The 24992-nt window shown below is 46.9% G+C and carries 20 protein-coding genes and 2 pseudogenes; 5 read left to right on the forward strand and 17 right to left on the reverse strand.

The window, feature by feature from the left end; genetic code table 11:
* Positions 1-381: a MerR family transcriptional regulator gene (locus tag I8J30_RS09620; protein ID WP_210657666.1), complete on the reverse strand. Its 381-nt coding sequence runs from the start codon at positions 379-381 to the stop codon at positions 1-3.
* Between the two features lie 463 nt (positions 382-844).
* Here I8J30_RS09620 and I8J30_RS09625 point away from each other — a divergent pair, with 463 nt between their 5' ends.
* Entirely contained in the window at positions 845-1420 is a 576-nt protein-coding gene (locus I8J30_RS09625; protein ID WP_210657668.1) for a metal-dependent hydrolase, read from the forward strand.
* Positions 1421-1599: 179 nt separating this feature from the next.
* Here I8J30_RS09625 and I8J30_RS09630 read toward each other — a convergent pair whose 3' ends face one another.
* The 6 genes from I8J30_RS09630 to I8J30_RS09655 form a co-directional block, all read right to left on the reverse strand.
* Positions 1600-2283: a Type 1 glutamine amidotransferase-like domain-containing protein gene (locus tag I8J30_RS09630; protein ID WP_210657670.1), complete on the reverse strand. Its 684-nt coding sequence runs from the start codon at positions 2281-2283 to the stop codon at positions 1600-1602.
* Positions 2284-2459: 176 nt separating this feature from the next.
* Positions 2460-5012, reverse strand: a complete 2553-nt coding sequence (locus tag I8J30_RS09635; protein WP_210657672.1) for a glycoside hydrolase family 97 N-terminal domain-containing protein — start codon at positions 5010-5012, stop codon at positions 2460-2462.
* 55 nt (positions 5013-5067) lie between these two features.
* Positions 5068-7167 carry an alpha-galactosidase gene (locus I8J30_RS09640; RefSeq protein ID WP_210657674.1) on the reverse strand — a complete coding sequence of 700 codons (2100 nt, stop codon included), beginning with the start codon at positions 7165-7167 and terminating at the stop codon, positions 5068-5070.
* Between the two features lie 112 nt (positions 7168-7279).
* Positions 7280-8899, reverse strand: a complete 1620-nt coding sequence (locus I8J30_RS09645) for an extracellular solute-binding protein (RefSeq protein ID WP_210657676.1) — start codon at positions 8897-8899, stop codon at positions 7280-7282.
* Between the two features lie 143 nt (positions 8900-9042).
* On the reverse strand, positions 9043-9984 hold the full coding sequence (locus I8J30_RS09650; RefSeq protein ID WP_240548010.1) for a carbohydrate ABC transporter permease: 942 nt from the start codon (positions 9982-9984) through the stop codon (positions 9043-9045).
* A gap of 35 nt (positions 9985-10019) precedes the next feature.
* Positions 10020-10988 carry an ABC transporter permease gene (locus I8J30_RS09655; RefSeq protein ID WP_210657678.1) on the reverse strand — a complete coding sequence of 323 codons (969 nt, stop codon included), beginning with the start codon at positions 10986-10988 and terminating at the stop codon, positions 10020-10022.
* Positions 10989-11304: 316 nt separating this feature from the next.
* On the opposite strand from I8J30_RS09655, the gene I8J30_RS09660 reads away from it, so the two are divergent.
* On the forward strand, positions 11305-12888 hold the full coding sequence (locus I8J30_RS09660; RefSeq protein ID WP_210657680.1) for a response regulator: 1584 nt from the start codon (positions 11305-11307) through the stop codon (positions 12886-12888).
* Positions 12885-14630, forward strand: coding sequence for a sensor histidine kinase (locus I8J30_RS09665; protein ID WP_210657682.1), 1746 nt, complete (start codon positions 12885-12887; stop codon positions 14628-14630). The genes I8J30_RS09660 and I8J30_RS09665 overlap by 4 nt, the downstream gene beginning before the upstream one ends.
* Positions 14631-14744: 114 nt before the next feature.
* Here the strand turns inward: I8J30_RS09665 and I8J30_RS09670 are convergent, their stop codons facing one another.
* The 10 genes and pseudogenes from I8J30_RS09670 to I8J30_RS09715 form a co-directional block, all read right to left on the reverse strand.
* Complete coding sequence (locus I8J30_RS09670) at positions 14745-15947, reverse strand: GTP-binding protein (RefSeq protein WP_210657684.1); 1203 nt, start codon at positions 15945-15947, stop codon at positions 14745-14747.
* 85 nt (positions 15948-16032) lie between these two features.
* A pseudogene (locus I8J30_RS09675) lies at positions 16033-16326 on the reverse strand (metal ABC transporter solute-binding protein, Zn/Mn family); the annotation flags it as partial.
* Positions 16325-16615, reverse strand: a pseudogene (locus I8J30_RS09680) (metal ABC transporter permease); the annotation flags it as partial. The pseudogenes I8J30_RS09680 and I8J30_RS09675, both read right to left, overlap by 2 nt.
* Positions 16561-17268, reverse strand: a complete 708-nt coding sequence (locus tag I8J30_RS09685) for a metal ABC transporter ATP-binding protein (protein WP_210657686.1) — start codon at positions 17266-17268, stop codon at positions 16561-16563. The pseudogene I8J30_RS09680 and the gene I8J30_RS09685, both read right to left, overlap by 55 nt.
* A gap of 309 nt (positions 17269-17577) precedes the next feature.
* Entirely contained in the window at positions 17578-18675 is a 1098-nt protein-coding gene (locus I8J30_RS09690) for a sensor histidine kinase (protein WP_210657688.1), read from the reverse strand.
* Positions 18672-19370: a response regulator transcription factor gene (locus I8J30_RS09695; protein ID WP_210657690.1), complete on the reverse strand. Its 699-nt coding sequence runs from the start codon at positions 19368-19370 to the stop codon at positions 18672-18674. Before I8J30_RS09695 ends, I8J30_RS09690 begins: the two co-directional genes overlap by 4 nt.
* A gap of 267 nt (positions 19371-19637) precedes the next feature.
* Positions 19638-20165, reverse strand: coding sequence for a YdhK family protein (locus tag I8J30_RS09700; protein WP_210657692.1), 528 nt, complete (start codon positions 20163-20165; stop codon positions 19638-19640).
* Between the two features lie 920 nt (positions 20166-21085).
* Positions 21086-21646: a 6-phospho-3-hexuloisomerase gene (gene hxlB / locus I8J30_RS09705; protein ID WP_210657694.1), complete on the reverse strand. Its 561-nt coding sequence runs from the start codon at positions 21644-21646 to the stop codon at positions 21086-21088.
* A 5-nt stretch (positions 21647-21651) separates the two neighbouring features.
* Positions 21652-22284 carry a 3-hexulose-6-phosphate synthase gene (hxlA, locus tag I8J30_RS09710; protein WP_210657696.1) on the reverse strand — a complete coding sequence of 211 codons (633 nt, stop codon included), beginning with the start codon at positions 22282-22284 and terminating at the stop codon, positions 21652-21654.
* 181 nt (positions 22285-22465) lie between these two features.
* Positions 22466-22846 (reverse strand): winged helix-turn-helix transcriptional regulator, encoded by a 381-nt coding sequence (locus I8J30_RS09715; protein ID WP_210657698.1) that lies wholly within the window; start codon positions 22844-22846, stop codon positions 22466-22468.
* A gap of 211 nt (positions 22847-23057) precedes the next feature.
* Here I8J30_RS09715 and I8J30_RS09720 point away from each other — a divergent pair, with 211 nt between their 5' ends.
* Both I8J30_RS09720 and I8J30_RS09725 read left to right on the forward strand, forming a co-directional pair.
* Positions 23058-23825: a class I SAM-dependent methyltransferase gene (locus tag I8J30_RS09720; RefSeq protein ID WP_210657700.1), complete on the forward strand. Its 768-nt coding sequence runs from the start codon at positions 23058-23060 to the stop codon at positions 23823-23825.
* A 27-nt stretch (positions 23826-23852) separates the two neighbouring features.
* Positions 23853-24785, forward strand: coding sequence for a hypothetical protein (locus tag I8J30_RS09725; RefSeq protein WP_210657701.1), 933 nt, complete (start codon positions 23853-23855; stop codon positions 24783-24785).
* Positions 24786-24992: the final 207 nt, after the last annotated feature.

Consider the following 24992-nt stretch of genomic DNA (forward strand, 5'->3'; position numbering starts at 1 on the left):
TCATTCTCCTCCTAGTCTTGCTTTCTTCATTAGGTCCTTAAAATGATCTAACTTATAATTCACTACTTCCAACGTTGCCTTTATTTCCATCATTTTCGATTCTATTTCGTGTTTATGCTTATAAAGTAAGTCATAACAGCTCTCATAATTTTTAGCGGATGCCAAGGACATGTAATGTTTAATTTCTATTAGCGGCATGCCGGTTCGTTTGAGATGCGAAATAAAGACCAGACGTTCGAGATGGACCGTGCCATATTCCCTCTGCCCGTTTTCCTTACGCTTCGTCGGAGGCAGGAGGCCAATCTTTACATAATACCGTATCGTATCGTAACTGAGTCCTGACTTATCCGAAATCTCTGCGATTGAAAATGTAGGCTCCATCTATTGCCTCCTCTCTAACCCAGCTATGCTGTTCGTTTTCAACCGCATCCGTATCTTAAAATATGGAGTTTACTCCATGTCAACAGTTTTACTCTATTTTTGGATGAGAGTGTTTTTCTCGATGTATGCGAAAGCGGCTATGAGTCAGGACAACACTATGAAATACCTCTTTAACTGCGGGCAAGCTTATGATCACTGGATAGTTTAACCGACTGAAGTCGAGTTATTCTGCCTTTTACTCCTATCGTACAGGTTCTTGTCCTAATCGGCTAAAGATATATGTTCTTGTCACCCGGCAGCATTCACCGGCAATCCGCCAACCTATCGCGAATGGAAACCGCCAAGTTCATTGGCGGTTTTTTTGCTCCGTAAAAATGCTGTTGACGTATAAATAACCGGACGGTTATATTATAACCAAAGGTTACTAACCATTGGTTATAGAACTAAAAGGAGAGTATAATACATGTTTGCAGGACATTTCGGTTTGGCGGCGGGAGTACGGGCGAAGGCGCCGGAAGTTCCGCTGTGGGCATTGTTGGCGGGTTCGCAGCTGCTGGACATCGTATTTATCCCGATGGTGATGCGTGGTGCGGAATCGATGGACGACAAAACGCACGGCAGCGGTTATGGGGAGCTGATCATTCACGCGGATTACACGCATTCGCTCGTCGCGGCGCTGCTCCTCTCGGTCCTGGCCGGCTTGCTAGCTTGGCGGCTATGGGGGAAAAGAGCGAGCAGGATCATGGCCAGCGTCGTCTTCAGTCACTGGGTACTCGATCTCGTCGTCCACCGAGGGGATATGCCGTTATTGCCGGGCAACTGGGGCGATCTTCCGCTGCTCGGGCTGGGCGCATGGAGGTGGCCTTGGTTATCCGCCGCTATGGAGCTTGTGCTGATCGTGGTCGGTCTACTCCTGTACACCGGCTTTAAGCTGAAGGATACCCAAGGCGCAAAGAGGAAAAAAGGAATCGCCTCCGTCGTCGTGCTCGGTTTCGTGCTCGTATTTATGCTCGCCTCGGACGTTACGGGGATATTTTAACGGATCAGCGGATATTGTTTTCGGGAGTACTCGTAGGTACAAGGGGCGTATCGATGAAAACCCCTAAACCAAACTTCATTTCTTCAGTAAACTTGCTCAAAAAAAAAACCCGCTTGTTAGATGATGTCTAACAAGCGGGGTGCAGTTCAAAAACGCGGATTCTAATGCATATATGTATATCAGGGCAAAAAATGTTTCCAATTCCCTTCGGAAACAACTTCTACTGTTCCGTCGACTACTTTGATGGCGGTCTGATCATCAATCGCATACGTCGGCCCTTTCATCCCAGCGGCCCATCTCTCTGCAGCAGCCATGGTGTTTCCAGGCAGCATCTCGTGATCCAGATGCGGAAATATTGCAAAATCAACCAAACTTAGCGTTTCATCACCACCGGTAGGTGGAGTCCAGCCAACGAAGAATTCCCCAATGTTAGGTGCCATCACCATACTCCCGGCGCTCATTCCCACATAAACTGCCTGCAGCGACGGCAAGAGGTCTGCCAGTCCGGACTGCCGCATCCAGTGGCATAGGTAGAGGGCGTCCCCGCCTGCCACCAGCAGGACGTCCGTCTCCCGGACCAGCGGCACCCATCGGTCTTGGTTGATGCTTGGCAGCGCTGTGAGCTCCAGCACGCCGACGGACTTCCAGCCCAGGTCGACCATGGGATTCTTGACCATGGGATTCTCGGAAATTCCGCTTATGAACTGCCAGGCTTTTACGCCGGGGCCGACCCAGGGGTGTCCGTACATCGCGGTGGGGATGCACAGGGCGTTAGAATCGGCGATCGGCTTGCCCAGCATGTCAACTAGCGCGTCGTGTATGCTTTTGTTATTGATGCCTGCAGATGTAAGCAATAATTTCATAACCTCACTCCTTCCTTGTCGTTGCGTGCGTCTGTCGTTATTTCAACCATTGACTAGGTGTTCGATAAAAGGATTGAATTTCCCTGCCCGTAAGCGTAACCGGCCACCATTTGTTTAGTAGCATGTTAGTATAGATCGTGCTTTCGTATCGATGATGTCAGCATCCGCATCCATTCTTACTCGTCTGCAATAATCGCAAAACCGTATATATGAACTACCCGGCCTTCATCATTGTATAGACGCAATGTATTGTTGCCTGCTTGCATCCAAATGCGAATTTCACGCTGGTCTTTTATATCCCAACTAGGGAAGCCCCAGCCGGCTGTGTTGTGCAAATTTGTTCTGTACGTGTGCGCTCCTCCGTTAAGCTCTACACTGAGGTCTCTGCTTTCCCCTGCACAATAGTCAAAGCGCATTAGATAGTAGCCATCCTTAGGCAGCATAATATGGTTGAACTTAAGCTCGCCTCCATTACCAAGACCTGTAACCTTTTCCATGCCCGCTGCGTCCAAAACAAATTCTGCGCCACCGCTCAAGCTGCCTTTCCCAACAGGAATATACAATTCTTTCTGTGGTTTGTTATCAATAATATGGATTTTTTCCAAAGCGGGCACTACTCCTGCAATACGTTCGATGAACAAAGCGCTCTCGCCGCCGGCGAAAGGAAATACCACGTCTTTGGTAAGGAATATTTTATTAGAGCCGCTTTGCGGCATGTCCATGTCCACTTTGTTGATTCCGTCGCTTACGCGCAGCGTCCAAGGCTCTTTTGCCGCATAGAACAGCCTTATGGTTTGAGGCGAGTCCGTTGTTTTCACTGCGAACACGATACTGCCATTCAGCAATACGGCTTCCTGTTCGTTTTCATACACGACAGGCTCGCTGCCTTGCAGCGTTTTTCCGGCTAACGCTACGTACTCTGTTCTTGCTTCGCTCATGTAACCGGAACAAATCCCTTTTGGCAGCTCCGAGATTTCTTTGGCGATATAGATTCCGGCACCGCCGCTTTTCAGAAGCGGAAGTTCGATTACATCGGCGGAGGTCACTTTGCGGCGCTTCACTTTCATCATTTCGCCGCTGGAGTCATCCTCATAAATTTCAGCCTCGTACTCGCCTTCGGGCAGGAAATCCATTTTCAGACGCACGATCATCGCTTCGTTGGTTATGCAGCCAATCAACCACTCTTCTTGGGAACGGCGCATAATGGCGGCATGATGGCCCGGGAATCCGGACAACACCTTTATTTCATCGTAAACAGGCTTCATGCGGCGTAAAAAATCGGTCCCTCTCCACGCTTCCAAATAGTAAATAGAAGCTGCGATATGCGAAGCGCCTGATTCGTATACGACTGAAAGCGCCATTTGATGCCCTAACGTCGTATTTCGGTTTTTGTTCGAGAATCCTGTCGGCGTATAATCCATCGGACCGACCACATTGCGCGTAAACGGAACCGTACAATTGTGCCTGGCGTCAGGCAAGCCGCTCCACATATAATGTTCGAGTCCCAAGATCCCTTCCGCCGTCATAAAGTTCGGCCATGTACGTCCTTCGCCCATACATTTGGTTGCCCCATGGAAATTAATCATCAACCGATGTTCCGTCATGACGTTTGCAATCATTTCATATTGCCACATCGTGTGCTGAGAATCGTTCTGGAAGAAATCGACCTTAAGCCCGTCTACCCCGCAGCTTGCCCAGAGCGGAATTTTCTCCTGCGCTTTTTCAGGGGTGTCGATATACTGCATGGCGCTCCACAGCCATACGACAATCCCTTTCGAATGGGCATAATCGCACAACTCTTTCAGCCACGTAATATCCCAATCCGCATCCACGGTGAGTCCTTCGAATCCGATCCCTGCCGCAAAATCCACATAACGTTTTTGCTCCGTGTATAGCTGTGCGCTATTCATATATTCCCACCAAGCCCATAAACAACGTCCCGGCTTGATCCAGCTTGTATCCTCCATCGTAGCAGGCGGATTCAAGTTATAGTTAATCGTTGTATTCACCATTTCGTTCAAGTCGTCCGTCGCCACGATGACGCGCCAAGGAGAGGAAAACGGCAGTTTACAGGAGAGAGGCGAGCCCATCTCTTCCGGAGCGAATTCCAAAAACATGGTTCGCTTGCCCGCTCCGCGCAAATGACAAGAGCAATAGCTTCCGTCCGTGTTATAGACCTCTGCTTCCGTAATCATGACCCAACCGCCATTGTCGGCGTGGAACAAGCTTGGCATTCCGTAATCTCTGCCTTCTTTGTCTTCCCATCCGGTATGATCATAGGTAGCTTCATAGCTGTTGGTCAAGTGCTGCAGCCACAAGTCGTCGTAGGCCTCCGCCAAAGTGAAGTTTGTTGCTTCCCGGATTACTTTCATCGGTTTCTCTGCATCGGATAGGACTTGATACCGGAAAGCAGCCCCGTCATCGTAAGCACGCGCGCACAGTACGAACGTATACGCTCCGCGCTCGAACTCTAACGTCATTTCATTCGCATGGTTGCCATAAACCGCTTTTTTGCCCGCCGGTATCGAATAGGTTTCGTCAACGACGACACGGGTTTCTTTTACGAAACGAAAGGCTTTCGTGAAATTTTCCAAATCGCTTTCAAGGCCAAGCTTGCTTTGCTCGATTACCGCTTGGCCATTGCGCTCGACGGCGTACCCTAATTCCTTCTCGGAATTCTCGAATACCGTAAGACTAACCGCACGATTAGGCGAATACAGTTTCCACATAGATGCAATCCCCTATCCATTCGTTTTTAATTGTGATTTGATCATCATCTCAGTCTTAACGATCCGGCAACAAGCGCACCATGCAGCTTGCATAATCATGATTCAGTATAATGCGGAGACCGCTGTTCATCAAAAACGCGCCTGAATATTTCTGCTGTTGCTGTCCTTCTATCTCCACCCGGTAACTCGTATTCGCATCCAACCCTCTTGGACGAATCGTAAAGGTTGTGCGCCAGCGAGAGGGATGATCCAGGAATGCAAACAATACGCTATCTTCTCCATTTTCGTACTGCACGGCCTGCAATCCGTCCGCTTGCAACGAAGCCAATCGGTGCAATTGCCCAAACTGTATAATCGGACGCACTTCTTTATAGAGCGTCACGTATTTTTTCAGAAGCTCCGTATCCTCTTCCGTACTCTCATTCAAATTGAGACCGATGCCGAGCGCGCCGCACATGGAGCAATGCAACCGGAACAACAGCGGCATCGCGCGTTTGCCATTGCTCCCCGAATCCGTCACCCATGCACGCATATACTTGATTGGATAGAGATAGCTATATCCTTCCTGAATAGACAATCGGTCCAGTGGATCCGTGTTATCGCTTGGCCAGAATTCATCGAAATATGGCATGGCGCCATAATCCACGCGACCGCCGCCGCTTGCGCAAGCTTCCCACTCTACCTCGGGATGCAGCGCCCTCAACGATTGGATAATATGGTAGAACCCTTTCGTATGCCGGTACCAAATGCTTTTAAATTCGCTGCGATCCAACATAGCGGAAGCAACCTCGCTTATGCCTCTGTTCATATCCCATTTGATATAGGAGATATCGTTCTCCGTAAGCAACCGGTCGATTTCTCCAATGATATAATCCTGTACATCTTGCCTTGTAAGATCCAGCATATACTGGTAACGCCCTTCCATCACCGGACGGCTTGCGTAATGATAGACCCAGTCAGGATGAGCGCGATACAATTCACTGCTTTGGTTCACCATTTCAGGCTCAATCCACAAACCGAAATGCATCCCGCAGCTCTTCAGCTTTTGGGTCAGCGGTGCCAGTCCGTTTGGAAACTTGACTGTGTTCACCTGCCAGTCTCCCAGACCGGCATGATCGTCTTTGCGCTGTCCGAACCAACCGTCATCCATGACGAACAGCTCCACGCCTACTTGCGCGGCCTTTTCTATAAGCTGAAGCTGCGCCTGCTCGTTCACGTCAAAATACGTGGCCTCCCAGGAGTTGTATAAAACCGAAAGAGGCTTAGCCGCCATCGGCTCCGGCATCACGTACTTTCTTGCGAATTCCCCCATCGAATTCGACATTCTATCGAATCCATCAGGAGAATAGCCCAGATAAAGTGCCGGCGTCTCCAACGTTGTCCCGCCCGTTAATCGCCATTCAAAGTCCGTATCGCCCATGCCCGCCAATATGTTTAAATACTCGTAAGGAGTTTGCTCCAATACGATTTTGAAATTTCCTGACCATGCCAGAGCGCCGTAATAGACTTCTCCGTAGGTTTCCCCCGCATTTTGATGCAGAACAAAGCTCGGATTGGCTACATGGCCCGTTGCGCCGCGCAGACTTTCCAACACCGTTTTTCCGCCCGTTATTTTTTGCTCGTAAGCATCAAAATCGGAATTCCACATGCCGTTAAAATTTTTTAGATTCCAGCCTGCTCCAGGCAACGAACACTCTCCCGAATGCAAACGCTCCACCGTAACGACATCGCTGCCGCCGTTTTTTACCGTGCGACGCTTTTCAATGATATCTACCTCTTCATAGACCTTGTAGTGCAGGGACATTTGAAGCGGATACACCGTATCTTCCAGGATTACTGTGAGTTCGTCTTTGTCAATCGTATGCCCTATATAACGATAACGAAAATCTCTGACGCCATCGGCAAACGTTACTTTGAATGAGGTTTCTTTGAACCGCATCGTTCCAAAAGAGGAGCATTCTTCTCTCTTGACGTCATAGATGGGATGAAAGCCCTGCTCCCACACATACGGCTCATTCTTGAAATCCTCGATCGCATCTATGCGCGAGCCCCAATATAGATGCCGCAAGAGCCCTTCCTGATCCACGCTAAAGCTATACGAACAATTTTTTGTGTTTAACAAAAAAACATTGTTTTCGCCAATATGAATCGCCATCTTATATCTCCTTGGAAATCGAATTCTCCTACATGAATAGTACAAGGGGCAGGATACATCTTGTCGCACTCTGCCCCGTCTTCATAGCGATGCTTCTTGGATTGCTACATGCTTATTTGCTTTCGGCGGTATTGTACAATTCCATACGAACCTTGTAGTTAGCCGTGTAAATATCTTCAATCTTCACGGCTTGATTGGCTTCCAGCTCCGCAATCATTTTTTTGTACATGTCGTCAATTTCAGCATGCGATTTGGCATACACCATATTAGAGAAGCTATTGTCGATGATATCCTTGATTTTTTGCTCGCTCAGCGCGTCCGGAGTGCCACCCTTTGGACCTAGATCATCATAAAGCGCGGTATCCCAAGTGGAACCTTCCATCGATTTCAGCGCATGTTGATTCACGTTATCTCTGTTGTAACGGAACATTAAGTCATAAGGAGTGCCGTCTTCGCCCAATCCATTTCGAATCATCCATGTCCATTTGCGCGCGCCCGTCGTTTTCGAGAATTCCGCCCAATCCGCTCTAATGGCATCCAACGCTTCTTGCGTCGGTACATGAACGCCGTTCTCCATATTCCAGTTCATGCCTTCTTTTCCCCACATCAGCAAATACTGACCTTCTTCGCTTGCCAGGAAGTCCAAGAATTTGATCGTTTCTACCGGATGCTTATTATCTACCGTAATGCCGACGCCGTCCCAGCCCAAGGAACTGCGAGGCCCGAATGTCGTGTCTGCCGGATCGACGCCCGGGGCCGTTACTTTAAATCCATAGAACAATTTATTGGTATCCTCGCCGTTTTGAGCGCGGAACGCGCTGTTGGCTTCGTTCACGATGCCGCCCGCCGTTGCGAACACCCGTCCGCTGGACGTTTTTTGCTCGTAATTTTGAGCTTTGTTGATTCCCCATTCACGGTCAAGCAAACCTTCCGTATAGAGAGTGTTGATGAATTTGATCATTTCCAAGTAACGCGGATCCCTTACGATAAACGCAAGACGGCCATCTTTCTCATAATACGTTTTCATCCCATACATCGCCTTGAATGAACCAATGATAGTAGGCATGTGTTCCGCGTTCACGGTCATCGGTATGGAAGGATTTCCGTCCACGGATGGATATTTGGCTTTGAATTTTCTCAGCAAGTCTAAAAATTCATCCTGCGTAAAGGAATCTCCGGCCAATGCTCGCTCGCCATATCCGAACTCTTCCAGGACATCCATGCGCATATTGATTGCCCAGTTTGGATCCGGATCCAAGCCGTACCAGTTGTTCAAGTAATAATTTTTGCCATCCTCGTACACGCTTTTGGAAAGCACGTCGCCATAACGCGCCTTGATATTCGGAGCGTACTTCTCAATCAAATCATTCAGCGGAATCAAAGCTCCGCCGGCAATGTATTTGTTCAAGGTTGCTTCACGTCTGTCGATTAGAGCAATATCAGGCAAATCACCGCTGACTAACATCAAATTCAGTTTCTCGTCCGGATTGCCGGTAGGCTGCTGAACCTCGATAAACACGCCCGTACGTTCCGTAATTTCTTGCGCAACAGGGTTAGTAAACGGATCGCCCACGTTTTTGTCGAACAAAGTCAACGTAATCGGCTTCTTCGTTGTACGGTTTGTTTCTTCCCCCTTGGTTACGTTTTCAGCAACATTGTTCTTTCCGGAACTACAAGCGCTCAAAAGCATAGTGCCTGCAAGTACCACTGCCATGACGATTCTTTTTCTCATTCCGATACCCCTCCTATGAATGAAATAGCTTCTTGCTTCCCTCCTACTTCTGTAAGGGGGATTTATATTTCAACCTTAGCCCGTTACTTGATGTCAGTTTCGGGATATGGACGAAATCGCGATCTATCTTAGATGGATATCGCTTAGCCTTTTACCGCCCCGATAAGCATTCCTTTTAGGAAGTACTTCTGCAATAATGGATACATAAGAATGATCGGCAGCGTAGCTACCATAGTAACGGCCATGCGGATACTCTCGCTGGATACCGGCAACTTACGCTGTTCATTGGCAAGCTGCTGTGCCGCGCTTAACATGTCACTGGTTTGGAACTGATTCAGAATTTTCACCAATACAGCCGACAATGTTTTTAAATCGGGATTATAGGTATAAATGTAGGCATCATACCAAGCATTCCAATGACCAATGGCTGAAAACAAGGTGATCGTTGCCAGTACTGGAGTACACACGGGTATGATTACTTTTAGAAAAATCTGAATGTCATTTGCACCTTCTATTTGCGCCGCTTCCTCCATCTCTTTAGGCAAACCTTCCATATAGGTGCGGACTAATATCATCCAAAATATACTCATAATGCCGGGGAAGATAAAAACCCAGAAACTGTCGATCAGATTCAAGCTGCGCACGACCATGTAAGTGGGAATCAATCCGCCGCTGAAATACATCGTAAATACAAAAAACAAATTAATTCCGCGCCAGCCTACAAGTTCTCTTTTGCTTAGCGCATACGCCAGCATGGAAACGCAAGCCAGCGTAAGAGGTACTCCGATCACCGTTCGACCTACCGTCACTACGATGGAATTCAGAATTTCCGCATCATTCAAAACGGTTTTGTAACTCTCCAGGCTGAAATCGCTCGGCCATAGCATAAATTGTCCATAAGTCGGGTCGGACGCATCATTCAAGGACAAAATGAAGATATGCCAGAACGGAAAAAACGTAACGATGAACAATAACAATAAAAATCCGTAAACGAACGTATTCCCCGTAACGGTTGCCAGCGTATAGCGCTGTGACCGCTTGCTTCCAGCGCCCGTCTTGTTCCACCGCGCAACTTCATGATCCATTTACTTATTCCTCCCCCAGCCGCATGCACGAACGTTTAGAACAGATGTGTTTGGCCCATTTTTTTAGAAATATGGTTTACAGTTATCACCAGAATAAAAGCGATGACGGATTTGAACATACTTACGGCAGCTGCATAGGAGAACATGCCATTCTGAATGCCATAACGGAACGCATAAGTATCAATGACATCGGAATAAGATCTGTTCAGTGAATTACCCAGTAAAAAATATTGATCGAATCCGGTATTCATCAAGTTGCCAATGTTCAAAATCAACAGAATAATAATCGTAGGCCGCAGCATCGGCAGTAAGACGTGCCAGATTTGCTTCAAACGATTGGCACCGTCCACTTTCGCGGCTTCAAATAACTCCGTTGGAATGGCGGCAATGGCAGCCAGATACATGATGGAATTGTAACCCATATCTTTCCAGGCATTAGATAGGGCTATGATGATCCAGAACATCTTGCCTTCCTGCATAAACAAAACGCCTTGTTCTACAACTCCGATTTTCATCAGCAGTTGATTGACAGGCCCTTCGGCAGACAACAGTGTTATCACGATACTTGCAGCAACAACCCAGGAAATAAAAAACGGTAAATAGGAGGCTGTTTGTATCGTCCGTTTAAACCAGTTTATCCTTACTTCATTCAGCGTTATTGCAATAAAAATAGGAAGAACAAACCCTATCGACAGGGTTAATATGCTCGAAACCAAAGTATTGCGCATCACTCGCCAAAAATCTTGTCCCGAAAAGAAGTATTCAAACCACTGAAATCCCACAAAGTCCGCTTTAATAAGTGAGCCCCAGAAATCCCCTAACGTCGGCTGATAATCTACGAATGCCATGTACAATCCAACCATGGGAGCATAAGCAAACAGTGCCGCCCATATCACTCCCGGGATGAGAAGCAAATAAAAATATCGCTGCCGAACCATTTTTTTAATTGTAGGACTTTTAAGAAACGGCATTTTCTCGTTGCTTTTATCCACCTCGAATTCCATTCTCCCGCCTCCTCGTGTCCAATTTAAGATTATGAATTCATCATAGGGAATCTCGAATTGAATGGCTATATCACGATGTTCCGATTTCTATCGCTAAAAAACTAACTTTCGCAATATCAAGCGTTTGGGTTGAAAAATATGGATTTTAGTGAAACATTATGCAAAAAAGCAGGCAGAATCAGGGATCCGGCAAACGGAATCCATTCCATTGACAATGCTTACATCGAAACTTATACTCTGTTCTAAGTAAGGGTTTGAAGAGATTACACTGTATTGTTCCTGCTAAACTATATCAAGCGACATGCGCGGAGGGTCTATGTACACTATTATTTTAGTCGATGACGAACGGCTTACCTTAAACGCCCTTGCCCATTATATCGATTGGGAACAAATGTCCTGCCGCGTCGTTGCCACTGCCAGCAACGGACGAGATGCAATGAAACAAATAGAAGCCCTGCAACCTGATATTCTCATTACCGACGTTAAAATGCCCGTCATGGACGGCATTGAGCTCTGTAAGCAAGTTCATACTCGCTTTCCTAACATTCAAATTGTTTTTCTAAGCGGATACAATGAATTTGATTATGCTTGTGCCGCGCTGCAACATGGTGCATGCGGCTATTTGCTGAAGCCGATCGACCACGAAGAACTGGCTTCCACGATGAGGACGGTTCGTCAACGTTGCGAGCAGCAGAAAAACCGGCTCAATTCCGCCTTATTAACATCGGGAGAATACCTGCGCGAACTTCTTCAAATCGGGGGTAATCTGCTCTCCGGCTTAGCGGACGAAGTGACAACCGTATACAACCACCATTTGCATCTTCCTGCGGATAACAAAACATTTTATTTTGTGTTTATCAGTATTGACGAATATGCTCTGTTGGCAGAGAATCCGCTTGCATTCGACGCGCCTTCCGGCGATTTTTCCACTGTGGAACGATTGGAATTTTTTATCGCCGGATTGCCCAGCTTTTCCCCCGGCATACTGACCAAGCTGCGCGATGGCCAATGGATTTTCGTCACGAAGGAAGCCGATAGCGACGTGTTAACGCATTGGCGGAATCAGTCCGCGAACGCGAGGCGCTATATATCTCTGTTCCTGACGGACAACCCGCAATCGCTGCTCTCCTTTACAAAACAATGGCCAAAGATGCTGCAAATGCGCAATCAAATGGTTGCGATTCACGGCACCGGACTTATCGACAAATACGGGGAAAATAGGCAAGTTTTATGGCGCAAGGATCCATTCCCCAGAACGGAGCACTTGATTGCCGCCGTGCAACAAAACCGCAGAGACCAAGTTGAAGAATGGCTCCATGACTTTTACGATGGCGGTCTGCCGCCAGGAAATATCAGTCAAGTTTTTGTGGGAAGCGTTTCCGTTTTTGATGCCGTACGGTCCGCAGTTGCGGCTAATAACCGTCATTTGCAAGACATAATCGAAAAAGATTCCCCCTTTTTCGGGCGCCTTTCCCTGATGGAAAGCATGCAGTCCATGAAGACGCACATGCGGCAAATCCTAAGCATCGTGATGGACGAGCTGGAAGCATCTCCTGTCGATCGACATATCGAAATTGTCAACGAAGTATGCAAAATCATACAAAATAATTATGGACAGGTTATTTCGATTGATATGCTGGCTGAACTCATCTTTCTTTCTCCCAACTATCTCCGAACGATATTCAAAGATGTTACCGGCAAAACGGTAATCGAATATGCAACTCAGATCCGCATGGACCATGCTTGCCTCATGCTGCGGGAAACGAATATTAGAGTTCATGAGATTGCCAAACGGGTCGGCTATGAAAGCCCTTCCTATTTCGGCTCCATCTTTTTCAAACGCACGGGGCTCACCCCTAACCAATACCGTACGCATGCGAAAAAGGGACAACGAACATGAAAACACTGAAAAAGCTTTTCAACAATTCGACTTTGCTGCAGAAGCTGCTGCTCATGTTTCTTACCGTTACGATCACCCCTCTTATATTCATTACGGTTTTCTTCTACGACCGTACGGAGCAACGCTTGCTCGAATTGACTTATGAAAATATGTCTAGCAGCAACCAACAAATCAGCAGCAATGTAAACGCCCATTTGGATAATCTTCGCCAAATTTCATCTATGATTTATACGGATGAAACCTTACAAGCTTATCTGACGCAATCCTACACAAGCGACATTTCGATCCTCGAAGCATACCGATATATCGATGGACTTCTATACAGCTTGATGACTGCGAACAACAACCTTGCCAGCATCAACCTTTATGTAGACAATCAAACGCTTCCGGAGGATGGTCTGTTTCTCAAACATATCACGCATGAAAATCTACCGATTGAGTACCTTATTCAATTGCAACAAACCTACGGCAACAATATATTCAGCAACGTCATTCAAGAAGACAAAAACGGCAAGAACGTCATATATCTCGGGCGTATTCTCAACTTTAACGCGCAAAACCAATTTTACGGAATGGTGACGATCGGTCTCTATGAAGAATTGCTCTACAAGTTAATCGAAAAAGAAGAGCAGAACAAAAGCGTCTACTTGCTCAACGAACACAATCAAATCATCTCCGCATCCGATAAATCGCTTTTAAACCTGTCATTCAGCGAAGCCATCGGCCCCGAGTTGTCCGGCAACCAAGAAATCGTCACCATTAACGGACATCCCACTCTGCTGGTGTATAACACCATGTATGATGGTTGGAAAACCGTTTCTCTCACGCCAGTGGACGAAATCATGCGTTCATCTCGTCAAACAGCTATGCAAATAGTTGTCATTGCCCTCTTTTGTCTTGTCTTATCCGTCTTAATGATCATTGTCATTGCCAAATACCTTTCGCGCCGCCTGCGTAAATTAAACCGTCAAGCAGCGCAAGTAGAGCAAGGAAATTTCACCCTCTTGCTCAACGATTCCAGCAAGGATGAAATCGGTCAAGTAAGCGCGGCTTTCAACAAGATGAGCACGCGTCTCAAAGACTTGATCGATAAGCTGTACGTCAAGGAAATTGCCAAGCGCGATGCGGAACTTTATGCCTTGCAAAGCCAGATCAATCCGCATTTTCTATATAATACGCTGTCGGGTATTTCCTCTCTGGCCATCCAAAACGATGATATTGAAGTAAGCAAAATTGTCAGCCATCTCGCAAAATTCTATCAAACATCACTCAATATGGGGCATCAATATATTACTCTGGAGAAAGAAATCGCCCTTACCAAACACTATCTTGCAATCCAGCATATGCGCTTTGATGATAGCTTTATTGAACGCTGGGAAGTTGACGAAAGCTTGTCAACGAATGAAACTTTAAAATTGTTGTTGCAACCTTTTGTCGAAAACGCCATTAATCACGCCATATATGATGATCATAAAAGTTTGGAAATCTCCATCCGTATTTACCAATCCATGCACGAAGGTGCTCCAGCGCTCTTGCTTGAAGTAGAAGACGACGGTTGCGGAATGTCTTCTGAACAAGTAGAAGCACTGTTATCCTCCGAATCGAAAGCAGGATATGGAATCAAAAACGTTCATGAACGCGTGCAACTTGCTTACGGACAAAACTACGGCGTAACCATTCATAGTGAAGTTGGATTAGGCACTAAAATTACCATCATGCTACCTTTGCAGCAACACGATTGAGCAGCGGCCTAGTGATCGCCCATGACGAGCGCACGACAAAAGATGATTCCTGTACTGAACAGGAATCATCTTTTTGCCTTCAGATCTGCTTTTTTATTTTGTCCTGCTGCACAATTAAGCTATCGGTGCTTCAATCGCATTTGGCAACGTATCATCGAACAAATTCCAATCACGCTTCATCTCGGAGTCAGTCAACAGGCAGTCATCGAGAGCAGATGTAAGCTTCTCTCTGTCCATTTCGATTCCGATAAACACGACTTTGTTGATGCGATCACCGAATTCCTTTGACCAGATGCTGCTTAGCAAGGGGTCCTCTTGCAAATAATACGCCTGCTCTTCCGGCGGTAATGCGGCAACCCAATAACCTGACGGTCCGAAATGAATTGAAGGGCCGGCTTGACTAATACTTTGGCCTACATCGTTACGACTGGCGACCCACATAATCCCTTTTGTGCGAACGACTTCTACGGGCCAATTTTGCATCCATTTCATCAAACGTCCTGGGTGAAACGGCCTTACGCGTTCGTAGACGAACGAAGAAATGCCGTATTCTTCTGTTTCAGGCTTATGAACAGACTTCTCCATTTCCTTCAACCAACCGGCAGATTGACTCGCTTCGTCAAAGTTGAACAATCCGGTATTCAAAATTTCCGCTGGAAGGACTTTTCCGTTCACGATCTTGATCAGCTTCGCCCGAGTCTGCAGTTTTCGAAGAACGGCTTCTAGCTGCACAAGCTCGCTCCGATTGATCATGTCGCATTTGTTAAGCAAGAGCACATCGCAAAACTCAATCTGATCGATAAGCAAATCAACGACATCGCGCGTATCGTCTTCGCCTACGGCCTCGTTTCGTTCAAGTAGAGATTCTCCGGAGGAAAAGTCATGCCAGAATCGATAGGCGTCGACGACCGTTACCATGCAATCCAGGCGGCAGTACTTCGTTAAATCGATTCCATGCTCCTCATCGATATACGTGAAAGTTTGCGCGACCGGAATAGGTTCTCCGACACCCGTCGACTCTATCAGGATGTAATCGAAACGTCCATCTTGCGCGAGTCTCTCTACCTCACGAAGCAAGTCTTCCCGGAGGGTACAACAGATGCAGCCGTTAGACATCTCCACCAACTTTTCTTCGGTTCTGGATAATCCTCCTCCATCCTTTACGAGTGCCGCATCAATATTGACCTCGCTTAAATCATTAACAATAACAGCCACTTTCAAGCCTTCGCGGTTATTCAGCACGTGGTTAAGCACTGTCGTTTTCCCTGCGCCTAAATAACCGCTAAGTACGGTTACAGGTATTTTCTTTGTTTGCATGTCATCACCCTGTTTGTAATTTTTACGATTATTGTCGAAATTAAAAACCGGCCCTATTCCGGTTTCTTTTCTCTTATGCATTTTTCTATTTAAGTGCTCTCTGCAACGCTTCAAGATTTTGCTGCATGACGCTCATGTAGTTTCGATTATGGTTGAGATCATCATCCGTCAAACCTTCAAGAGGATTGAGTACATCCGTCTTGGCACCAATTTCGTTCGAAACAACTTGGGCGACTTTCGGTTCGACCAGCGTTTCGAAAAAAATCGTTTTTACTTGATGCTTTTTGGCAAACTCGACAACTTTAGCCATCTCCTCTGGCGAAGGCTCCTGTTCGGGGGACAAGCCCGCGATCGGGATTTGCTTCAATCCATACTCCTCCCCCCACCATGATGATCGCGATGGATATTTCATTGTACGTTTTGTAAGCTCTTCGGACATATTCAACGACAATGGCGCCAATAACCGCAACGATAAATCCGGCCGTAGTCGGATTTATATGTAAATACGCTCCACCCGCTGCACCGGACATCGACACATGCGACAGCATATCCGCCATTAATGCTTGGCGTCTTAGCAATAAATAGACACCTAACGCAGAAGCCGCCAATGCAATTAGCCCGCCGGCACAAAATGCCCTCTGCATGAAGTCGTAGTGCAGCATTTCCAAGCGCTCTCCTCCTTTCTTTCCAGCGTAATGATCCGATCCAGTTCATGTTCAATTTCGTTCATGTTGTGCGTAACCATGAGCACCGTTCGGCCATTTCCCCTGATTTGCTCTCGCATTGATCCGTAAAATCGATTTCTGCTATCTTTGTCCATTCCTGTGGTTGGCTCATCCAGCACGAACAAATCCGGAGACATCGCCAAAGCTCTGGCTATGCATATTCGCTGCTTTTCTCCTCCAGACAACTCGCCGATTTTCCGATGACGATATTCCCACATTTCCATTTGTTTAAGCGCTTCATCGGCGGCTTCGATATCCTCCGAGTTCAGTCTGCTCCACCATTTCCCCCGACTAAATCGACCGGATCGGACAAACTCTTGAACACTGCTGGGAAAACCGCCGTTAAAAGCGGATATCTGCTGTGGTACGTAAGCGATGCCTCGTTTGCTGCCTTCAGAATTATACGGGGCAATAGAAACCTCCCCCTTCCAAGGACGGAGCAAACCTAACGCCAGCTTGAGGAGCGTCGTCTTCGCCGCGCCGTTCGGACCGGTAACCGCAATAAATTCGCCAGAACGGATTTCGATTGTAGCTTCTTCCAAGCAAGGCACATCGTCATATCCGAACATTACATCTTGTAGCGCAGCCAATTGCAATAGATTCACACCTTTCATATGAGATAATGAAACTTATATGTAATAATTACGTTTATAGATGAAAATTAATGTCCAACCTCATCGGTTGAACGTAATTATAACAATTAAGAACGATATCAGATTATGGAATGATCGTCAATCTATTTTCACGTAATTGCAAATATGCACAGTATGAGTGGTAATGTTGGCCATCAATATTCACATAAGCGCCGGCAGTGACTATTTTCAACTCAAGTGGACCTCCACTACTCCATACATTAGCTAGCTCTGTTGCTCCCTCCCAATACCTTCAAGTGAGTTTTTGGGATATTAGAGACCATTTGCGTAGAGCTTATGTGATTTTGGAAGGTACACGGTCACTGATGTTCCTTTTCCTCTTTGACTATGAATCTCAATTCTACCATTGTGCGCTTCAACCAGTTTCTTCACAATCGTAAGTCCAAGACCACCTCCGCCGGATTTTCGATCACGTGACTTATCCACTCGATAAAACCGTTCAAAAACAAATAAAAGATCCTTCTCTTCTATTCCAATTCCCGTATCGGTAATAATGATGTTAACAAAGCTGTTTAAATCTTTGATTTCAACTGTCACGAATCCATTTTGGGGCGTAAACTTCAAGGAATTGCTGAGTAAGTTCGCCATTATTTGACCGAAGCGCAGCTTATCTATTTTAGTTTCTATTGTTAAATGGGATTCAAATATGAGCTTCACGCCCTTTTTTTCAAACTCAGCCTGGTTAGCGTTAACATGATGCTGAACGATTGCAGTTACATTCTCATCTTCTATGTTCAGCTTGAAATTTGGGGACTCGACTTCCGTTAACTGCTCTAAATCGCCAACCAAAAAACGCAGCCGTTCAATTTCTTCAAAACATGACTCCAGGCGTCTTGGGGTTGGCTCCCATACACCTTCAATCATAGCCTCCATATGGCTTTTGAGGGTTGTGAGCGGTGTTCTAAGCTCGTGAGCAACATCGGCTGTTAACGTTTTACGGAGTGACTCCTGCAGCATCAATTGCTCAGCAAGATGATTTAACGACTTACTCAGGTCAGCTATTTCATCCTCCCCATGTACTTGCGTTCGTGAAGCTAGCTCACCTTTTGCCATTCGTTCCGCTACCTTTTTCATTTGAACGAGCGGAGCCGTTATTCGCTTTGCAACAAAGAGACTTATAATAATCGCCAATATTATCCCGAGTATGGCGATTAAAAACACAGATTGAATTAATGCCTGTTCCAAATGTTCGTTAAATGTATTTGGCAGGACTTCAAAACGCTGTGTCTGTTGTTGAACCATTGTAAGGTGGTAGTGAGCTTGAAATATGAATGTAAGCGTTGAAATGATCAATACACCTGAGGCAATTCCAATGCATGCTAATGCGATTTTTGCATTTAGACCTTTCATAAGGAACCGCCCCCCGAAAACCGATATCCTACTGCAAATACTGTGATGATGTACTGTGGATGTTTAGGGTCTAACTCAATTTTTTGTCTGAGATTTTTGACATGCTGATCGATTGCACGAGAATCGCCTTCAAAATCGAAGCCAAGCACCTTAACAATAAGCTCCTCACGAGTAAATGTTCTGCCAGGATGTCGTGCAAAGGTCATCAGCAATTTATATTCATTTGGTGTAAGGCTCAGCGGGCGTCCATTTTTAATTACCTTATGCTGAGAAGGTCGGATGATTAGATCTCCATTATTAAACATGATCGTCTCTGCGAGCAGGGTATCCTCTTGTGAACGACGTAAATTTGCCTTTACTCGAGCCATTAGTTCACGAGGACTGAACGGTTTTATTACGTAATCATCAGCTCCTAGTAGTAGTCCTTGCACCCGGTCGTCCTCGGCTACTTTAGCCGTTAGCATGATAACCGGGACCGTCGAAAACTGGCGCAGCGTTTTACATACATCTTCTCCTGATAAATCAGGTAGCATTAAGTCTAGAATGACAAGGTCGATAGTTGTTCCACTTCGAATTATCTCTAACGCATTTGAGCCAGTATCGGCTTCAATGGCATGAAAGCCTTCCTTTTGTAAATAGGACACGACCACTTCACGAATCTTCACTTCATCATCCACCATCAATACTGTCTTCATAAACCCCTCACTACGATCATTATTGGTTTACTTATCTTCACAACTTCAATTGGACTGAAATCTATTATTGAACCTTTAGCCGTTCATTTTGTTTACGCCCCTATAAAGTGTAATTCCCTTAGGCTTGAAAACTGAATGTTGTTGCAATAATCAACACTACCAATGCTGCTCCAGCAACGACTAGTATATGTTCCCCTATTGATTGCCCCCTGCAGGATTCAGCACATTTCAAAGGTACGGATTCCAGCAAGGCAAATTATTAACACTTTACTCCGTACTTGAAAGCTCACTTTCAGTTACCCACTTGTGATTCTTTACCATGTCTCCACCTGTGGTTGGCATGAAATCAACCATATAAACCGTTGTAGGTTCTGCTAGATCAATAATCGCTTCAGCACCATTCATGCCTTCCATATGATCGGCCATAAGCGTAACTTCATCCCCTGGTTTGAACGGTTGATCACCGGCGTTTTTAATCTCCTGAGTAATGACCCATTTATGATTTGTTTCCTTAGGGCCACCGTTTGTCGGAGTGTAAGATACCGCATAAGCCGTTGTGCTATAAGCACCAACAATTGTTGCTTTGGCACCGTCCATCCCTTTCATATGATCAATCATTATGATAGCCTGGCTGCCAACTTTGAATGTTGGATTATCTGCAACCTTCAAACCGGCAGGAACTTCACCGGAACTTGAATGATGCATGTCATCCATATCCCCTTTGATTTTACCGCAGGCGGTTAAAGTAAGGACAACCAAAATAGCAACTCCAATTATAACCAGTTTTTTCAGCATGCTTACCAACTCCATTTCGTGTAGTTAACTTTCAAGAGAAAACCTTACTTACTTGGAACTCCTCCATGCATAACTTCAAGCCACCCGTTCTAGCTTTACATCCATCTACCGGAGAAAGCCACTCAAAAGTATCGTCTGTAAATAGCTCATACACAATCACAATTAGTCCCTCCAATAGTGAATTTTTATTCTCATTTGTAGGCAAACGACGAAGTTTTTATCAAGTCCAGGAACTTATGTTTAGATGATTAAACGTGAACATGGCAGCGGAAAACAGTAACGGCTTCTTCTCAAATCTAACTCTTAACTTAAGTATAGAAGGCAATTGTGTAGAACTTATGTTGAAGTGGTAATCATTATCAAATGTTGATGATCTCGTTGCTCATGGGTTGTCAGTGAATGAACCGGTACTTCCACAATAATGGAACAGTTCAAGACTTTTGCCGTTTTCTTGAAACTCTCCTCAAGTTTTATATACACCGCTGTGCGGGAAAATAGCCAAGATTATCACACGGCAAACAATATAACGTCTTATCTTTGAAAAGTGTATACTTAAAATAAAAAACCGCATAAAGACGCGGCTTTTAATGAATATATGTCTTTGTCCTCTTACAAGCGACAAGATGACTTATTAGTGATGATGTGGTATCTATAAGGATACCTTGTACGGCATCATCGTGGATGAACAGAAGCATGCTGCTAAGTATAATAATTTGCTTTTGCGCAATTTAAACACTCGGTTCTTCCATAGTACATGGTCCTAAGATATCAGTGTTCGTAACAAAACCCGGCGTTGAACCGGGTTTTGTTTTCTATAATTTGTTCTGCTCGATATCCGGTTATGCTCTTTCATTTGTCTGTACTTTAGACTTCCCGCCCTTTGTCTCACATTTAACGGCATGAAATAAAGGCTACTGAGGCTACTCCAGATTCGCGTGATTGTTGAACATGGCTGCGCCCTCGAGCGCTTTCCTATCCATCAGGTGCAGGATTATCGTATCGAGCAGCAGCAGCAGCGATTGCTCGAACAAGCTGCCCATCGGCTGAGCGGTCAATGCCATGCCCGTTGAGCCGTCTTTGGTCGCGGCCGGAACGACGACGCAGGCGGACGCCAGCTGGCCCAAGGTAGATTCCTGCACTACGGTCAGGGCAGCGACCTCTGCACCGAGACTCTTAGCTTTGGCGGCCATGGCCGCAAGCGTTCTCGTCTCGCCCGAACCGGAGCCAATCACGAGCAGATCGCCCGCGGTAATGCCCGGTGTGACGGACTCCCCTACAACGTATGCTCGAAAGCCCATATGCATCAATCGCATCGCGAACGCGCGCATCATTAATCCGGAGCGGCCAGCCCCTGCGACGAAAATCGCTCCGGCGCTCGCAACAGACTCCGCAAGCGCCTCGATCTCTTCCGGGCGAACGAGCTGCAATGTCCGCTCCAGTTCCTGCAGAATGGAAGATGCAGCAATATGCGTCGTCTTCACCGGCGTTACCCTTGCTTGATCATTCGATGCATTTGGGCTGCGACCAGCTGCTTGTCGTCGGAGCCGGTAATTCCGCCTCCGACGATGACGAGATCCGGCTGCGCGCTGATCACCTCAGGCAGCGTTTGCAGCTTGATGCCTCCGGCGATCGCCGTTTTTGCCTGCTTCACCACGCGCTTGATCGTGGCCAGGTCCTCGAACGAATTTTTACCTGCTGCTTGGTGGTCGTAGCCGGAGTGGACGCAAATATAATCGACGCCAAGGCTGTCGATCTCCTGCGCGCGGGTCGCGATATCTTTTACATTGATCATATCTACCATGATTTTCTTGTTCTGCTTGCGGGCTTCTTCGACTGCGCCTTTAATGGTCGTATCGTCCGATACGCCGAGTACCGTAATGATATCCGCGCCTGCCTCGGACGCTTTCATGACCTCATATCCCCCGGCGTCCATAATTTTCAGGTCAGCGAGTACTTTCAGCGAAGGGAATTCGTCCTTAATCGCCTTTACGGCGTGAAGCCCTTCGTTGATGACGACAGGCGTGCCGATCTCCACGATGTCGATGTACGGCGCGACCTCTTTCACCACTTGCTTTGCCTCCGTGATGTTCACCAAATCCAATGCTAATTGCAGTTCCATGTATACCTCTCTCCTTTGATCCGTTGTATTGACGGCAATGTTTCCATACTAAGTTGATACTGAACAATAAGGAAGTACGCACTTTCAGGTAAGTCCGTATCCTCCAGGAAACTGTTCCGAACAAAAAAACAGACCCCACATAGGATCTGCCTGATTGAAACATAGGGATGAGAAGCAAAATTCACATGGATTCGGCAACCTGCGCGGTGTCTCTTCCGAGCACTTGCTGGCCGTAATTCATGCCCCATTCATACATCAGCTTCAGGATAGGGACTAAGCTCTCGCCATAAGCGGTCAACTTATACTCGACCTTAGGCGGTACCACTGGGTAGACCGTTCGATCAATGAGCTTGTCCTCTTCCAGTTCGCGGAGCTGGTTCGTCAATATTTTCTGCGTTATCGTGGGTATGAGCTTCTGGAGCTCGTTAAACCGCTTCGTGCCCTCAATGCCGAGATGCCAGAGTATGATGAGCTTCCACTTGCCGCCGATTAGTGCAAGCGTCAGCTCTTTCTCGCAGTTAATCTGGTCGATCTCGATTCGGGAACGGATATCCTTTGCCATTGCGAGGTGCCTCCCTGGTGATGTCGTGTCCCAATAGATTAACGAATTGGCACGCATCTGTCTACGGATCCAAGGACCATTTTCTCCAGTGGGTGTGTCGCCAATCATATCCTTCTCGGCCAATTCCCACGTATGCATTTTAGCATTGTTCGACCGCATTCTTCACCTTATACTTAATCTAGTCAATCACTTTGCCGATAAGGAGTTGTTAATGCTGGGCATCGACGATTCTACGAAATTGTTCAACGATATGCTTTCGCTGACCGTGCAGCTCTTCTATGTGCGCGAGCGTTCGCTGTTCTTGCATGAGCCGCTTCAAGCCGCTTCGTCCGTTCTCGATATCGGCTGTGGAAACGGTGCTTATTTGGAGGCTATCAAACAGGACTACCCGCACTTGAGATGCACCGGTCTCGAGAAGGACGAGCGCATTTACCGCTTTGCTGCGGCAAGAACCGCACCGGGCTTGCAATTTGTTCAGGCTGATTATCGGGAGTGGACGCCATGGGCCGAGCCGTTCGATGTCGTCATCGCTAGGCTGGTTGCCCTGCATCTCCCGGACTTCGGGCATTTTCTGACTTGGCTGCGAACCGTCACCCATGCCGATTCCTTGATCATCGTCATCGATTTGGACGATGACGCAACCGGTCCCTTGCCCGCCGACTGCCTGCCTCGATTCGAAACGTTATTTCGGGCTTCGCGCAAGCCGCTGCTGGATCGCTTCCCGAAGCCGGTCGGCGAACGGCTGGCCGAATTATCGTCTGCCCTCGGCGGCTTACAAACGAAGCTTCAGCCATATTGCATCCTGGCTGAAGACGGCGAAACGAAACGGCTGCTGCACCGCTACATGGAAACTGTGACCCGGATCATGCAAAACAATCATTTGTCCGATGAGCGAAAACAGGAATTGGACAAATGGCTTAACGAGGAGTCCTTCACCTATGGGGCCGGAATGTTCGCCTTATCATTTCAACGCATTTGATGACCAACCCGGGAGGACTAAGAAACGATGTCATGGAGATCCGATTACGAACAAGAACTTGTCTATGTGTTCCAGGAAGCGGAACGGCTGATCGATGCCTTTCCGTCACCGCTAAACGACAAAGGGCGCGATTATTTGCAAGCCTTTAGCCCACTGAATCCTTCCGGCACGAAGAACCATATCTGCTACCTGCTGCCGTTTTGGATGAAGCCCATTACGGAGTTGGATTCACGGCGCTATCGCGATCTGTCGCTCGCTAACGTATTCGTCATGCTGTATTTTTTCATCCAGGACGATCTCATGGATACCGCCCCGTCCGATTGGAAGGAACAGCTGGCACTCGGCAATTTGTTCCATCTTAGCATGCTGGACCTGTACCGCACGTTGTTTGAAAGCAGCTCCCCTTTTTGGAACTATTATCGCGCTTACGTGACGGACTGGTCCATGGCGGTTGCCTATGAAAGTCCTTCCGTCAGCCTATCTCCGGCCAAGCTCGCGCAAAAAGCGGCGCCTGTCAAATTGGCAAGCACCGGCGCCCTGCTTCTCGCCGGTCGCCGCGAGCTTGAGCCCGCCGTTTCCGAGGCTATCGATCTTGTATTGGCTACGCTGCAGATGTCTGACGATTGGGCCGATTGGGAAGAAGACTTCGACCTGCATAACGCCAACAGCCTGATCAGCATGATTGCCTCCGAGAAGTCGGTGCCTCATTCCCAGCTTACAAGAACCGATATCAGTAACGCCATCTACATCGACGACGCCTTAAGCCGTTACTCGCAGCTTGCGCAAGCGAATGGCGAGGCTTTTGCAAGATTAGAGCTTTCTCTCCCCCATTTGGCCGCGTTCCACTCTCATTTGGCTGTCAAGCTGACGGAAGCTGGCGAGCAATTGAGCAAAACGAAGACACAGCTGCTCGGCGGCGGATTCACGTACTGGCTTTCGCAAAATAAACTTGGTAATTAACATGTTGAATAACAACGTTGAGAATTTGCCGCGATCGATCCGATAACGGCCGACGAAACATGGTAAGAAAGACATAAGCAAGTAACGACAAAGGGAATCGCCTGCGGAGGGGTTCCCTTTTTTAGTGCAATATTTGTCGTATTCTAGCGATTATTAGTAGAATTGTCCCAATAATAGTGATAAACTTTACATGGTAGTATATTCCTA

Origin of the sequence: Paenibacillus lignilyticus (assembly GCF_017942085.1) — a bacterium.
In the GTDB taxonomy this organism is placed as follows: Bacteria; Bacillota; Bacilli; order Paenibacillales; family Paenibacillaceae; genus Paenibacillus_Z; species Paenibacillus_Z lignilyticus.